This window comes from Kitasatospora sp. NBC_01300 (assembly GCF_041435235.1).
Lineage (GTDB): Bacteria > Actinomycetota > Actinomycetes > Streptomycetales > Streptomycetaceae > Kitasatospora.
The window spans coordinates 7,394,735-7,408,397 of record NZ_CP108408.1 but is presented as its reverse complement, the minus strand read 5'-3'; the positions used below and the strand labels follow the sequence as shown (position 1 = coordinate 7,408,397).

Below are 13,663 nucleotides of genomic sequence, written 5' to 3'. Positions count from 1 at the left end.
GAACTGGCCTCTCAGAGCTGGAAAGTGGCGACGGCGGCGGCGGTGTCGGAAGGCCACTCGTTGGCGGCGGTGTTCGGCTCGGGCTGCGGCCAGTCGGCGACCAGGGTGTGCGCCTCGACCAGCTTCAGCGGGCCGGCGTACTGGACGTAGTCGATGCGGTCCTGCGGCTCGGGCTTGGCGCCGCGCTGCTTGCGGGTGGGCGACCAGGTCGCGCCCGGGAACTTGACCGGGTCGCGGTGCTCCTCGCGGAAGGTGTCGGTCAGCCCCGCGCCCTGAAGGGCCACGCTGACGGGCCAGTTGAGCACCCCGACGCCACCGTGCGCGGCGGCGGTGGCGGCCGTCCAGTCCAGGTGGGACGGCGAGGAGAGGGCGCCGGCGAGCACCACCGGGGTGCGCCGGGCGATGTCCGCGCGCACCGCTGCGGCCAGGGCCCTGGCCTGCTTCAGGCGGAGCGAGGCGGTCTCGGCGGCCTCCGTCTGGGCGGCCGTCCGACCGTCCTGGAGCGCGTACGGGCCGTAGCCGGCCTCGTCGAGGTGCGCGGCCCAGAAGCGGACGGCCCGACCGCCCGGGAGCTGCAGGGTGGCCGCGGCGGCGGGCAGGTCGGCGGTCGGCGCGGTGACGTCGGCGAGCGGGTAGCGGCTCAGGATGCCGACGCTGCCGGGGCTCTGGTAGGCGTACCAGCCGAGCGCGTCGGCCAGGGTCTTCGCCCGCTCACCGGCGGTCTCCTGGAGGGCGAGGACGTCCAGGCCCTGGGTCAGGACGACCCGCAGCTGCTTCTCCAGGGCGTCGGTGTACCCGGCGCCGGCGTCGTACAGGTTCCAGCTGGCGGCCTTGAGCCGCGGCGGCGCGGCGGGGTCGACCACGGGGATGAGGACGGTGACGGTGTCGACGGCACCCGCGCTGTCCTTGACGCCGACGACGGCCAGCTCGGGGCTCTTGCCCGCCGCGGGTGCGGTGCCGGTGAGCGCGCCGTCGGCGGTGACGTTCAGCCAGGACGGCCCGCTGACCTTGCGGAAGGCGGCGGTCCCCGCCGGGTTGCCGACCGGGCGGGACCAGAGGCCGCCGAGCTTGACGGAGACCGCCGCGCCGGGGGCGACGGGCGCGGTGGTGAGGGCGTCCACGGCGCTGTGCGGGCGGACGACGGCCGGCTTGGCGCGGAAGCTGAACGGGGCCGTCTGGGCGAGGATGCCGTAGCCGTCCTTGGCGAGCAGGTAGGCGGTGTAGGGGCCGCCGGTCAGCGCGGAGGTGTCGAGCTGGAGGTCGCCGGAGGTGCCCGGGACGTACTTCCAGAGGAGGGAGCCGCCGTTGCCGGGCTGGCGGCCGCCGTCGTACACGCCGACCCAGTTCTTGGCGTCGGGGGCGTCGGTCGTCCAGTGGAAGGTGAGCCGGTCGCCTTCGGTGGGGTTGGCGGAGGAGGTGAGGGTCAGGGCGCTGCCTGCGGCCACGGTTGTCCTGTCCGCCGCCCGGGGCCCGGTCCGCCGGGGGTCGGCGCCGGGCCCGCGCGCGGCTGGTCACGGAGGCTGGGGAAGGGAGGGCCCGGCAGTTGGCTGTACAACTGTGGGCGGCCCTCATTCATCCGAAAGTCAGCGACCGGGACGTGAACGGCGTGTGACGGCCCATCGGGCGGTTCGGGAACTCCGTGGTGGGCGGCGGGGATTCTCGGCGGAGACGTCGGGGAGCCGGGGGCCGGAAGCGCCGGGAGGGCCGCGACGGGATCCGTCGCGGCCCTCCTGTGCTGCTGCGCCTCTCGGCTTCTGCGCTTCGCGGCTTCTCGGCCTATGCCAGGGCGAGGAACAGCTTCTCCAGCTCGGCCTCGCTCATCGGCGGGGTGTCCTCGTCGGAGGCGGCCATGCACTGGCGCATGCCGCTGGCCACGATCTTGAACCCGGCCCGGTCCAGGGCGCGCGAGACCGCCGCGAGCTGGGTGACCACGTCCTTGCAGTCACGGCCCGCCTCGATCATCGCGATCACCCCGGCCAACTGGCCCTGGGCACGGCGCAGCCGGTTCAGGACCGCGCCGACCGACTCCTCGTCCACCTGCATGTCCGGGCCGCCTTTCGCATCGACTGTCGACTGACAACTGTACCCGGTGGGGTATCCATTGCAGGGCGGGGCGATGCGGGCGGGGGCACTGGGGTGTTCGGCGGTTCAGCGACGGTGTTCAGCGGCTTTGCTCAGCGGCGGGCGAGGCGGCGCTCGCCACCGGCGCCGGTCTCGTACGGGAGCCCGTAGTGCGCGAACACGGCCGGTTCCTCCTCGGCGGGCAGGACGTCGTCGGTGCCGATCGACGGCGCCTGCTTGACCTGGTTCTTCGGGAACGCCACCTGGACGTAGTCCGGACCGACGACCGCCCCGTCGAGCGGGACGAACACCAGGCGGCGCTTGGTCACCAGGCCGACCGTGACGGTGGCGAAGAACGGCTGGTCGGTGGCCGTCTCCACGTAGACGGACTCCAGCGAGCCGATGCGGTGGCTCTTCTCGTCGACCACGGCGTGGCCGCGCCATTCGCGGATGTCTGCCATAGCGATCACCACAGCGCCGGACCTCCTGTTCCCCGGTCTTTCCGCTTCCGTCGCCCGGCAACGGTTCGCCGCCGGGACCTCCCATCCTCCGCCGGGACGACCGGGGGCGCGCGATGGACGAACGAAAACGGACATACAGGGGTGACCTGACCAACCGCCACCAGGGCCGTGACCTGGGCTTTAGGCTGTCCGCCGGGGAAGTTGGAAGCAGATCATCCGATCGTCAACAGACGGAGGCAGCGACCGTGGGACACGACGACCTGTGGGAGTCCGGCGAGGCCGGAACCCCGGCCGACCTGCGGCCCGACATCCCGCACCCGGCCCGGATGTACGACTACTACCTCGGCGGGAAGGACAACTTCCCCGCCGACCGGGCCGCCGCCGAGAAGGCGCTCGCCGCCAATCCGGAGTTCCGCCCCACCGCGCGGGCCAACCGGGGCTTCCTCACCCGCGCGGTGCGCTGCGTGGCCGACCTCGGCATCGACCAGTTCCTCGACGTCGGCACCGGCATCCCCACCGTCGGCAACACCCACGAGATCGCCCAGGCCGCCGATCCCGGGGCGCAGGTCGTCTACGTCGACAACGACCCGATCGTGCTCAGCCACGCCCGCGCCCTGATGGCCGGCACGGGCCCGGGGCGGACCGCCGTCCTCCAGGCCGACCTGCGCGAGCCGTCCGCCGTACTCGCCGCCGTCGAGGCCGCGGGGCTGCTCGACCTCTCCCGACCGGTCGGCCTCGTCCTGGCCGCCGTCCTGCACTTCCTGCGCGACGAGGACAAGCCCTACCAGGCGGTCGGCACGCTGATGGAGGCGCTCCCCTCCGGCAGCCACCTCGTCCTCTCGCACGGCACTGCCGACTTCATCCCCGCCGAGGTCCGCGACCGCGTCACCGGCATCTACGACAAGGCCACCGCCCCCCTCGTCGGCCGCACCCGGGACGAGGTCCGCGCCTTCTTCGACGGCCTCGACCTCCTCGACCCCGGCATCACCACCGTCCCCCTCTGGCGCCCCGACACCGCCCCCGCCCCCGGCGCCGACCGCGTCAGCATCTACGGCGCGGTGGGTCGCAAGCCCTGACGGCCCCTGGGGAAATATACCGACCGGTCTATTGATTCCTCCGGGGCTCCGGTGAGCCCAGGTGGGGGTGGGTGCAGCGGCGCCGGGGGGCTGGCTGGAGTCGCTTTAGGGGGGTTAATACCACCGACCAGGGCCGCCACGTGCGGTTATTGTCGTCGGGACGGCTCCGGACGGGGGCGGTCACCAGGGGCTATCGCGCAACAAGCAGCGCAGGACACATGGGGGACGAACATGGGCAGGTACCACCGTTTCGCGGGAGCTCTCGTGGTCGCCGGGCTCTCCGCCGGGGTGCTCAGCGCCTGCAACCCGATCGGGACCAACTTCACCGACGACGCCACCGTCACGGACAAGATCACCGGCATCCGGCTGGACAGCGACGCCGGAGAGGTGACCGTGCGCGGCAAGGCCGGCGCCACCCAGGCCTCCGTCCACCGCAACATCACCTACCGGAGCGACAAGCCGGGCGCGAGCACCCGGGTGGACGGTGGCGTGCTGGTGCTCGGCGGCTGCGGACGCAACTGCTCGGTGGACTACACCGTCGAGCTGCCGCCGGGGCTGCCGATCACCGGGGGGACGTCGGCGGGCGGGATCAAGCTCACCCAGGTCGGCGACGTCTCGGTGCACACCAGCTCCGGCGACATCACGCTCGACGACGTGGCCGGGCCGGTCGACGTGCGCACCGACAACGGCGAGATCAAGGGCACCTCGCTCAAGGGCGACCGGGTCAGCGCCAAGACCGACAACGGCGGGATCAAGCTCACCCCCGGCAAGGCCCAGAACATCACGGCGAAGACCTCCAACGGCGAGATCAACGTGACCGTGCCGACCGCCTCCTACCACGTCACCGCCTCGACCGACCTGGGCGAGAAGCACATCGGCGTCCAGAGCGACCCGAACGGCCAGTACAAGCTGGACCTCGGGACGAACATCGGCGAGATCACCGTCAAGACGGGCTGACCGACCCGGTCGGCGGGGCCGCCAACGGGGCGCCGTGACGGCCGGGTTCGGACCGGGGCGCGGCCGCCCGGCCCCGCCGGGGGGCGTAGCGGGGCCAGGGCAGGGCGGGGCCGGGGGCAGGGGCAGAGTCGGTCAGAGACCGACCTGGACCTCGGCGCGGTGCCGGATGTACTCGTCGGGGTGCGCCCTCGCGATGGCCACCGCGGCCTCCACCAGGGCGTGCAGCCGCGACGGGTAGGCACGCGGCACCAGGGGCAGCCCGGGGAGGATGCAGCGCCGCACGTCCAGGTCCTCGTTGGCGACGAACTCCCGCAGCGCGGCCTCGTACCAGGCGTCCCGCACGGTCGACCCCTCGTCGGCGACGGCCGTACTGCGGCCGTCCCCGACCGACAGGGACGTCCAGTACCAGGCCCGGGCGGCGCCGGCGCGCTCGGCGTCGGTGCCGGTGTGCAGGTAACCGAGCAGCGTCAGCCGCACCCTGCGCTGGCCGAAAGCCAGCAGGGCCGGCTCGACGAAGCGCCGGTTGAAGCTCGGGTTGGGGTCGTAGACCGCCGCCTCCAGCAGTGCCTCGAAGTACTCCTCGGGCAGGTCGGTACGCCCGGAAAGCGCCTTGTGGACCTCCCACCGGGCCGCGCTCGGGAAGTCCGCCCCGTGTGCGGCCTCGGCCCCGAGCAGGCGGAGCAAACGCGTCAACCGCAGGTCGAACTCCTGCGATCCGTCCGCCGTGCGCCCGGGCAACGGCTGGAGAATCCGCACCTCGCCTGCCGTGTCCTTGGTTTCCACGAACACCCTCCTCATCCTGAGTCATCGGCAGACTACTCGCTGATACACCAGTTCGGAGGTCGTTTTCGGGCAGGCTGGAATTCAGATCACCGACATATGGCCGGAGTCTGACGGTCGATCAGTCCTGCTATCACCACGAACCAGGCGAGTTGGACAGGCCGGCGGACAGGCCGGCGGACGCGCCGGCGGGCGGGCCTTCGCCGGTCAGGCCGGACGGCCCGGCGGGACCAGCCCGGACTGGTAGGCGATCGCGACGAGTTGGGCCCGGTCCCGGGCGTCCAGCTTGGCCATCGCGCGGTGGACGTGGGTGCGGACGGTGAACGGGCTGACGAACATCCGCTCGGCGATCTCCTCGTTGGTGAGGCCGGTGGCGGCCATCGACATCACCTCGCGCTCGCGCGCGGTGAGCACGGACAGCCGCTCGGCGGTGCCGCCGGCCGCCGGATCGGGCTGGGCGAGGAGCTGGTCGATGACGGCCCGGGTGGCGGCGGGCGAGAGCAGGGCGTCCCCGGCGGCGACGGTGCGGACGGCCGCGAGCAGTTCCGCCGGGTCCGCGCCCTTGCCGAGGAAGCCGCCGGCGCCGGCCCGCAGCGCCTGGGCCACGTACTCGTCGATCTCGAAGGTGGTGAGGATCAGCACCCGGGTGCCGGCCAGTTCCTCGTCGCCGCAGATGGCGGCCGTCGCACCGAGGCCGTCGGCGCCGGGCATGCGGATGTCCATCAGGACGATGTCGGGGCGGGTGGCGCGGGCGAGTTCGACGGCCTGGTGGCCGTCGGCGGCCTCGCCGACCACCTCCATGTCGTCCTCGGCGTCGATCAGCACCCGGAACGCACCGCGCAGCAGCGCCTGGTCGTCCGCGAGCAGTACCCGGATGGTCATGCGTGGTCCTTGTCTACTCGAACGGCACGGTCTTCCCGGCCGGCACGGTCTTCCCGGGCGGTGCTGCCACCGCGACTGACACAGCCGCCGCGAACGGCGCCGTCGTCCCGGGCGCCGGTGCGCAGCGGAAGTTCGGCGGTCACCAGGAAGCCGCCGTCGGGCCGGCTGTCGGCGGTGAGGCGGCCGCCGACCGCGCCGGCCCGTTCGCGCATGCCGATCAGTCCGAAGCCGCCCTCGCCGGGGGCCGGGTGGGGCAGCAGGGCCTGGCGGGGGCGGGCGCTGGTCGGCGGGCGGCCGTTGGCGACGCTGACGGCGACCCGGCTGCCGCTGTAGGCGAGGGTGATCTCGGCGCCGGCGCCCCGGGCGTGCTTGGCGACGTTGGTCAGGGACTCCTGGACGATCCGGTAGGCGGTGAGGTCCACGCCGGGCGAGAGCGCGCGGGCCTCGCCCTCGACGGTGAGCCGCACCGGCAGGCCGGTGCGCTCGAAGGCGTTGATCAGCTCGGGGAGCCGGTCGAGGCCGGGGGCCGGTTCGAGCGGCGCGGGCTCCTCGGCGCGGCGCAGCAGGCCGACGGTGGCGCGCAGCTCCTGGAGCGCGGAGCCGGTGGCGTCGGTGATGTGGCTGAGCACCTCGCGGGCCTGGGTGGGGTGGCGGTCCATGAGGTAGACGGCGATGCCGGCCTGGGCGTTGGCGAGGGCGATGTGGTGGGCGACGACGTCGTGCAGGTCGCGGGCGATCCGGATCCGCTCGTCGGCGACCCGGCGGCGGGCCTCCTCCTCGCGGGTGCGTTCGGCGCGTTCGGCGCGTTCCTCGATGGCGGCGAGGTGGGCGCGGCGGTTGCGGATGGAGTCGCCGAGGGCGCCGGGCAGCAGGGCCCAGGCGAGGACGCCGAGCCGTTGGCCGATCGGGCCGCCGCCGTCGCCGATCAGCGAGGTGCCGGTGAGCAGGACGGCGGAGGCGATCGAGGCGCGCAGGGCGGTGGCGCGGTCGGTGCGGACGGCGAGGAAGTAGAGGGCGAGCAGCAGCGGGGTGGCCAGCCCGGGGGTGAGGCGGGGGGTGGTGAGGATGAGGGCCATCGTGCAGATCAGCGTGATGACGACCACTGCCCGCGGGTACCGGCGGTGGGCGAACACGGTGACGGCGGAGGCCAGCGCGATGGCGGCGCTGAGCGGCCTGAAGGAGATGACGTGGCCGGTCTGGTCGACGGTGACGCCGATGCCGGTCATCGCGATCAGCACGACGCCGCCGACGGCGTCGAGCAGCCGGGGGTGGTCGCGGCGCAGCCGCTGCCAGGTGTCGCTCATCGTGGTGCTCTCCGGGTCGGGGGTGCCCTGGCGGCACCCTCGCCGGGTTCTGCCAGTTCGTGCCGAACCTCGCCCTGCCGGGCGGGGTGGGCCGGGTCGGGGGCCGCCGTGTGCGTGGCGGACCCCGACAGCAACGGTAACGGTAGGGATCGAACCATTGTCCGGGCCGGGGCCCGTCCCGTGGATCGGGACGGGCCCCGGCCCGGACGCGGGGGTCGGGCCTAGACGCCGACGGACTCCCGGACCGGGGCCGGTTCGGGGGCGGCGGTCTGCAGTTTGCTGCCCTCGACGTCGATGTCCGGCATCAGCCGGTCCAGCCAGCGCGGCAGCCACCAGGCGTGGCGGCCGAGCAGGGCCAGGACGGCCGGGACGATGGTCATCCGGACCACGAAGGCGTCGAAGGCGACGGCCGCGGCGAGGCCCAGACCCATCATCTTGATCATCGGTTCGCCCATGCCGATGAAGCCCGCGAAGACGGCGATCATGATGAACGCGGCGGCGGTGACCACCCGGGCGTTGTGCCGGAAGCCGGTGACGATGGCCTCGTCGGGCTGCTCGCCGTGGACGAAGCCCTCCCGGATCCGGGTGACCAGGAACACCTCGTAGTCCATGGCGAGGCCGAAGACCACGCCGACCATGAAGATCGGCATCATGCTCATCACCGGACCGGTCTGTTCGACGCCGATGAGGTTGGCCAGCCAGCCCCACTGGAAGACCGCGACGACCGCGCCGAGCGCGGCGGCCACCGAGAGCAGGAAGCCGAGCGCCGCCTTCAGCGGGACGAGCACCGAGCGGAACACCACCAGCAGCAGGACGACGGCGAGGCCGACGACCACCGCGAGGTAGGGCACCAGCGCGTCGGTGAGCTTCTGCGAGACATCGATGTTCATCGCCGTCGTGCCGCTGACCAGGATCGTCGCCCCGGTGGCCGTCTTGAGGCCGGCGGCGTGGCCGCGGATCGTCTGGACCAGGTCCTTGGTCTCCGCGGCGCTCGGACCGGTGGACGGGACGGCGTTCAGCAGGGCGGTGTCCCCCGCCTTGTTGAACATCGGCGGGGTCACGGAGACCACGCCGGGCAGCGCGGAGACCGTCTTGGCGACCTCGCCCGCGGCGGCCTTCGGGTCGGGCGTGCCCTTGACGTCGACCATGACGGTCAGCGGCCCGTTGAAGCCGGGGCCGAAGCCCTCGGACAGCAGGTCGTAGGCACGGCGCTGGGTGGTGGAGGTCGGCTTGGACTCGTCCCCGGGCAGGCCGAGCCGCAGGTCGAGCGCCGGGGCGGCGAGCACCCCGAGGCCGATCACGCCGCCGAGCAGCACCGCCAGCGGGCGGCGCAGCACGAACTTGGCCCAGCGGGAGCCGCCGTTCTCCTTCTTCGGCTCGACGGCGCCCTTGCGGGCCTTGCGGGGCAGCACCCGGCGGCCGATGAAGCCGAGCAGCGCGGGGACCAGGGTGAGCGCGACCAGGACGGCGATGACCACCGTGCCGGCCGCGGCCATGCCCATCTTGGCGAGCATCGGGATGCCCACCACCGAGAGCCCGGCCAGGGCGATCACCACGGTGAGCCCGGCGAACACCACGGCGGAGCCGGCGGTGCCGACGGCCCGGCCGGCCGCCTCCTGCGGGGTGCGGCCCTCGGCGAGCTCGGCCCGGAAGCGGGAGACGATGAACACCGCGTAGTCGATGCCGACCGCGAGGCCCAGCATCATCGCGAGCGTGCTGGTGGTGGAGGACAGGCCGAGCGTGCTGCCGAGCCCGGTGATCAGGGCCATGCCGAGGCCGACCCCGATCACGGCGGTGAGCAGCGGCAGGCCCGCGGCGACGAGCGAGCCGAAGGTGATCACCAGGACGACCGCGGACAGCGCCATGCCGATCATCTCGCTGCTGCCGCCGGCCTCGGGCTTGGCCATCAGCGCGTTGCCGCCGACCTCGACCTTGAGCCCGGCGTCCCGCCCGTGCTGGGCGGCCTGTTCGAGGGCGTCGGTGGCGCCCTTGGACAGCTCGCCCGCCTTCACGGAGTAGCTGACGGTCGCGTACGCGGTGGTGCCGTCCTTGGAGACGGTGTTGGCCTTGAACGGGCTGACCGCGCCGGTGACCTCGTCGGCGTGGGCGAGCTCGGCGACCGTCCGCTCCACCGCCTGCTGGTTGGGCTCGGCGGTGATCTTCTGCCCGGACGGGGCGACGAACACCAGGCGGGCCGAGGCGCCGTCGGCGTGGCCGCCGGGGAAGCGCTCGTTCATCAGGTCGAAGGCCTTCTGCGCCTCCGTGCCGGGCATCGCGAAGCCGTCGTCGGGTGCGGCGGGCGCCTTGGCCGCGAGGACTCCGCAGACCGCCAGCACGGCGACCCAGAGCAGGGTCACCAGCCGGCGTCGGACGAAGGCCCAGCGGCCCAGGCGGTACAGGAACGTGGCCACGGAAGAGTGGACTCCTTCGGATCTCGGTCAGAGTGCGCACCGCGGCCGCCCCGGCGCCTTTCGACGCGGACCGCCCGCAGCATGACCCATCCTTGATCGCCGGCCCCTCCTCCGTCGTCGTCCCTGCGCAGGCCGTTTGCGTACTGCGGACGCAGTACGGCCCCTCCCCGGACGGCGGAAGCGCATCAGCGGTGGTGGGAGCCATCGGGCGCACTCCCGGCGGTGGCGACGGAGCGGCGGCGGGGCGGTGCCGGGGCAGTGGCAGGGCGGCGACGGGGCCGGGCGCCGTCACCCGGGCGGGGGGCGACGACGGGCCGCGGCCCGGCGGGCGAAGTAGCGTGATGTGCCGGGCCCGACACTTTTCGTACGGTTCGGCCCCATCTGACCCGATCGGTGCTGACCCCAGCCCGCCGCCGGAGGTGCCCATGGGCGTTCCAGCCGCCCGCATCGTGTTCGACGAATCCGACCGCGCGGCCGTCGCCGAGGCGGTGATGGAGATGCTCACCACCGGCGCCCTCACCCTGGGCCCGTGGACCGAACGCCTGGAGCAGGCCTTCGCCGCCGAGCACGGCGCCTCGCACGCCGTCGCGGTGAGCAGCGGCACCGCGGCGCTGGAGGTGATCCTGCGCACGGTCGACGTCCGGGGCCGCGACGTCGTCGTACCGGCCGTCACCTTCTACGCGACCGCCGGCGCCGTCCTGCACGCCGGCGGGCGCCCGGTGATCGCCGACGTCGACCCGGCCACCCTGGCACTCTCCCCCGAGACGCTGGAGGCGGCCCTCACCCCGGATACCGCAGCCGTCGTACTCGTCCACATCGGCGGACTGATCACCCCGCGGGTCCAGGAGCTGCGCGCGCTCTGCGACCGGCACGGCGTCCCGCTGGTCGAGGACGCCGCACACGCCCACGGCAGCAGCCTCGACGGGCGCTGCGCCGGGACGTTCGGCCTGGCCGGGGCCTTCTCGTTCTACCCGACCAAGGTCACCACCAGCGGCGAGGGCGGACTGATCCTCACCGAGTCGCCCGAACTGCGCGACGAGGCCCGCACCTACCGCGACCAGGGCAAGGGCTCCTTCACCACCAACCACCACGTCCGGCTCGGCCACGCCTGGCGGATGAGCGAGCTCAGCGCGGCCGTCGGCGCCGTGCACCTGCGCCGGCTCAAGGAGTTCATCGAGACCCGCCGGGCCGTCGCCCGCCGCTACGACGAGGCGCTGGCCGGGCTCGACGGCCTGGAGCCGGTGCTCGAACCGTCCGGCTGCCGCGGCAACTACTACAAGTACGTGGCGCTGCTGCCGCCCGGGGTGGAGCGCGCCGCGTTCAAGCGGGCGGTCGCCGAGGAGTACGGCGTGCGGCTGTCCGGCGAGGTGTACGACCTGCCGCTGCACCTGCAGCCCGTCCTCGCCCCGTACCGGCGCGGGCCGCTGCCGGTCGCCGAGGACGTCTGCGCGCGGCAGGTGTGCCTGCCGGTGCACTCCGACATGACCGGGGACGAGACGGAGCAGGTCATCGAGGCCGTCTCGGCGGTGCACCGCAGACTCGCCGGATAGCCGGGGCGGGTCGACCCGGCCAGGCGGGCACGCCGAGGTGCTCGGCACGGAGCGCGAGAAACGGATTGCGAGAGACGGAGTGCGCGAAGGCGCTCGACACGGAGCCCGACAAGGAGAGAGATCGTGCGGATAGCCGTCACCGGGGGATGCGGATTCATCGGGTCACACGTCGTGGACCACCTGATCGCGGCCGGCCACGACGTCCTCGCGGTGGACACGACCGACAAGTACCTCAACCCCGACGCCGAACACGCCCGGCTCGACATCCTCGACCTCGCGGCCCTCACCTCCGCGCTGGCCGGCAGTGAAGTGGTGTACCACCTCGCCGCGATGGCCGACGTCGAGCAGGTCTCCGCCGACCCGGTGCGGGCCGTGCGGACCAACATCGACGGCACCGAGGCCGTCCTGGAGGCCGCCCGGCGCAGCGGGCTGAGCCGCACCGTGCTGGCGAGCACCGTCTGGGTCTACGGCGCCGCCCTCACCGACGATCAACTCGACGGTGGAGAGCAGGAGTTGGACGAGCACGTGCCGATCGAGCTGGAACACAGCGGCCACCTCTACGTGGCCACCAAGCTCGCCGCCGAGATGCTGGTGCACAGCTACCGCGAGCTGTACGGGCAGCACTTCACCATCCTGCGCTACGGCATCCCGTACGGGCCCCGGATGCGCGACGAGCTGGTCGTCGCCCGGTTCGTCCAGGCCGCGCTGGCCGGGCGGCCGATCACCATCGCCGGCGACGGGCGGCAGAGCCGCAACTTCGTCTACGTCGAGGACCTCGCCGACGCCCACGTCCGGGCCCTGTCCCCCGCCGCCGAGGACCAGACCTTCGCCCTGGAGGGCTCCACCGCCGTGTCGGTGCGCGACATCGCCGACACCGTCGACGACCTGCTGGGGCCGGTCTCGATCGAGCACATCGACGGCCGCAAGGCCGACTACACCGGGCGGCGGATCTCCTGCGCCCAGGCCAAGCGCCTGCTCGGCTGGTCCCCGCACACCAACTTCGCGGACGGCGTGCGGAGTTACGCCGACTGGTACCGGGCCGCCACAGCCGCCTCCGCCGCCTCCTGAGCGGGCCGCCCGATGCCGCACGCCCTGCTCGTCTCCGGCTCCCTCGGCCAGGGCCACGACGTGATGGCCCAGGCCTGCGCCGACACCCTGCGGGCCCGCGGCTGGACCACCCACACGGTCGACGCGATGGCCCTGCTCGGGCAGCGCTCCGGCGCCGCCGGGGAGGCCGTCTTCCGGCGGCTGCTCGACCTGCCCGGCGTGTACGACGCCTTCCACTTCTCGGCGTTGCGGCCCGGCGCCCGGCTCGCGCTGCTCGCCGACGCGGCCGCCCGCAGCCGGCTCGTCCCGGCGCTGCGCCGACTGGTCGCGGCGCAGCGGCCGCAGCTGGTGGTCTCCGTGTTCGCCACCGCCACCTCGGCCGTCAACCGGCTGCCGCAACGGGACTTCCGGCACTTCGTGTTCTGCACCGACGTGACGCCGCACCGGCTCTGGGTGCAGGAGGGCACCGACCTCTTCCTGGTCACCTCCGAGGTCGCCGCCTGCGCCGTGCGCCGCTACCGGCCGGACGCCGCCGTCACCGTCCTGCCCGCTCCGCTGCGGGAACCGTTCTACCGGCCGCCCGGCCGGGCCGAGGCGCGCGCCGAACTGGGCGTCCCCGCGGGCGGGCGGTGCGTGCTGCTGATGTCCGGCGCCTGGGGGCTCGGACCGCTCGCCCGCACCGCCGCCTCGCTCGCCGCCGCCGGTCCGCACGTGCTCGCCGTCGCCGGGCGCAACCGGGAACTGGAACGGCGGCTGCGGGCCGCCGCCCGCAAGGAGTCGCGCCTGCACCCCTTCGGCTACACCGACCGGATCCCCGCCCTGATGGCCGCCGCCGACCTCGTCGTCACCAGCTCCGGCGACACCTGCAGCGAGGCCCGCGCCCTCGGGCGGCGGCTGCTGCTGCTCGACGTCGTCCAGGGCCACGGCCGCGACAACCTCCAGCACGAGCTGGAACTCGGCCACGCCGACGTCGCCTCCGCCCACCCCGCCGAAGTGGTCCGCAACGCCCTCGCCGCCCTCACCCGCCCGGCGCCCGCCCCCTCCCCCGGCGCCACCCCGGAGCCCTGGCGCACCGGGTTCACCGAGGCCCTGGCGCAGGTGGGTCTGGCGTAGGCGGGTCCGGCGTCGCCGAGG

The 13,663-nt window shown here is 73.7% G+C and carries 12 protein-coding genes; 5 read left to right on the top strand and 7 right to left on the bottom strand.

Annotated features, from left to right (window positions below; genetic code table 11):
- Window positions 1-11: 11 nt before the first annotated feature.
- The 3 genes from OG556_RS32020 to OG556_RS32010 all read right to left on the bottom strand — a co-directional run bounded on the left by OG556_RS32020 (window position 12) and on the right by OG556_RS32010 (window position 2,522).
- Complete coding sequence (locus tag OG556_RS32020) at window positions 12-1,445, bottom strand: endonuclease/exonuclease/phosphatase family protein (RefSeq protein WP_371522302.1); 1,434 nt, start codon at window positions 1,443-1,445, stop codon at window positions 12-14.
- A gap of 331 nt (window positions 1,446-1,776) precedes the next feature.
- A complete protein-coding gene (locus tag OG556_RS32015) occupies window positions 1,777-2,043 on the bottom strand; it encodes a metal-sensitive transcriptional regulator (protein ID WP_363582589.1) in 267 nt (88 codons plus the stop codon).
- 131 nt (window positions 2,044-2,174) lie between these two features.
- Entirely contained in the window at window positions 2,175-2,522 is a 348-nt protein-coding gene (locus OG556_RS32010; RefSeq protein WP_371522300.1) for a PRC-barrel domain-containing protein, read from the bottom strand.
- Window positions 2,523-2,767: 245 nt separating this feature from the next.
- On the opposite strand from OG556_RS32010, the gene OG556_RS32005 reads away from it, so the two are divergent.
- Together OG556_RS32005 and OG556_RS32000 are read left to right on the top strand one after the other, a co-directional pair.
- Window positions 2,768-3,598, top strand: a complete 831-nt coding sequence (locus OG556_RS32005; RefSeq protein WP_371522298.1) for an SAM-dependent methyltransferase — start codon at window positions 2,768-2,770, stop codon at window positions 3,596-3,598.
- A gap of 231 nt (window positions 3,599-3,829) precedes the next feature.
- A complete protein-coding gene (locus OG556_RS32000; RefSeq protein WP_371522296.1) occupies window positions 3,830-4,555 on the top strand; it encodes a DUF4097 domain-containing protein in 726 nt (241 codons plus the stop codon).
- A gap of 132 nt (window positions 4,556-4,687) precedes the next feature.
- On the opposite strand, the gene OG556_RS31995 is transcribed toward OG556_RS32000, so the two are convergent.
- From OG556_RS31995 to OG556_RS31980, 4 genes are all read right to left on the bottom strand, one after another.
- Window positions 4,688-5,338 carry a hypothetical protein gene (locus OG556_RS31995; protein WP_371522294.1) on the bottom strand — a complete coding sequence of 217 codons (651 nt, stop codon included), beginning with the start codon at window positions 5,336-5,338 and terminating at the stop codon, window positions 4,688-4,690.
- Between the two features lie 204 nt (window positions 5,339-5,542).
- Window positions 5,543-6,217 (bottom strand): response regulator, encoded by a 675-nt coding sequence (locus tag OG556_RS31990; RefSeq protein WP_371522292.1) that lies wholly within the window; start codon window positions 6,215-6,217, stop codon window positions 5,543-5,545.
- Window positions 6,214-7,521: a sensor histidine kinase gene (locus OG556_RS31985; RefSeq protein WP_371522291.1), complete on the bottom strand. Its 1,308-nt coding sequence runs from the start codon at window positions 7,519-7,521 to the stop codon at window positions 6,214-6,216. Before OG556_RS31985 ends, OG556_RS31990 begins: the two co-directional genes overlap by 4 nt.
- Window positions 7,522-7,742: 221 nt before the next feature.
- The gene (locus OG556_RS31980; protein ID WP_371522289.1) at window positions 7,743-9,932 is read right to left on the bottom strand and encodes an MMPL family transporter; all 2,190 of its coding nucleotides are present in this window, start codon (window positions 9,930-9,932) and stop codon (window positions 7,743-7,745) included.
- Window positions 9,933-10,357: 425 nt separating this feature from the next.
- Between OG556_RS31980 and OG556_RS31975 the strand changes: the two genes are divergently transcribed.
- The 3 genes from OG556_RS31975 to OG556_RS31965 all read left to right on the top strand — a co-directional run bounded on the left by OG556_RS31975 (window position 10,358) and on the right by OG556_RS31965 (window position 13,642).
- The gene (locus tag OG556_RS31975; RefSeq protein WP_371522287.1) at window positions 10,358-11,482 is read left to right on the top strand and encodes a DegT/DnrJ/EryC1/StrS family aminotransferase; all 1,125 of its coding nucleotides are present in this window, start codon (window positions 10,358-10,360) and stop codon (window positions 11,480-11,482) included.
- Between the two features lie 123 nt (window positions 11,483-11,605).
- The gene (locus OG556_RS31970) at window positions 11,606-12,550 is read left to right on the top strand and encodes an NAD-dependent epimerase/dehydratase family protein (RefSeq protein ID WP_371522285.1); all 945 of its coding nucleotides are present in this window, start codon (window positions 11,606-11,608) and stop codon (window positions 12,548-12,550) included.
- Window positions 12,551-12,562: 12 nt separating this feature from the next.
- Window positions 12,563-13,642, top strand: a complete 1,080-nt coding sequence (locus tag OG556_RS31965; RefSeq protein WP_371522283.1) for a hypothetical protein — start codon at window positions 12,563-12,565, stop codon at window positions 13,640-13,642.
- Window positions 13,643-13,663 lie beyond the last annotated feature (21 nt).

Coding starts and splice junctions, on each gene's coding strand:
- OG556_RS31975 (WP_371522287.1), top strand. CDS start 10,358: ATGGGCGTTCCAGCCGCCCGCATCGTGTTCGACGAATCCGACCGCGCG.
- OG556_RS31990 (WP_371522292.1), bottom strand. CDS start 6,217: ATGACCATCCGGGTACTGCTCGCGGACGACCAGGCGCTGCTGCGCGGT.
- OG556_RS31965 (WP_371522283.1), top strand. CDS start 12,563: ATGCCGCACGCCCTGCTCGTCTCCGGCTCCCTCGGCCAGGGCCACGAC.
- OG556_RS32015 (WP_363582589.1), bottom strand. CDS start 2,043: ATGCAGGTGGACGAGGAGTCGGTCGGCGCGGTCCTGAACCGGCTGCGC.
- OG556_RS31985 (WP_371522291.1), bottom strand. CDS start 7,521: ATGAGCGACACCTGGCAGCGGCTGCGCCGCGACCACCCCCGGCTGCTC.
- OG556_RS32010 (WP_371522300.1), bottom strand. CDS start 2,522: ATGGCAGACATCCGCGAATGGCGCGGCCACGCCGTGGTCGACGAGAAG.
- OG556_RS32000 (WP_371522296.1), top strand. CDS start 3,830: ATGGGCAGGTACCACCGTTTCGCGGGAGCTCTCGTGGTCGCCGGGCTC.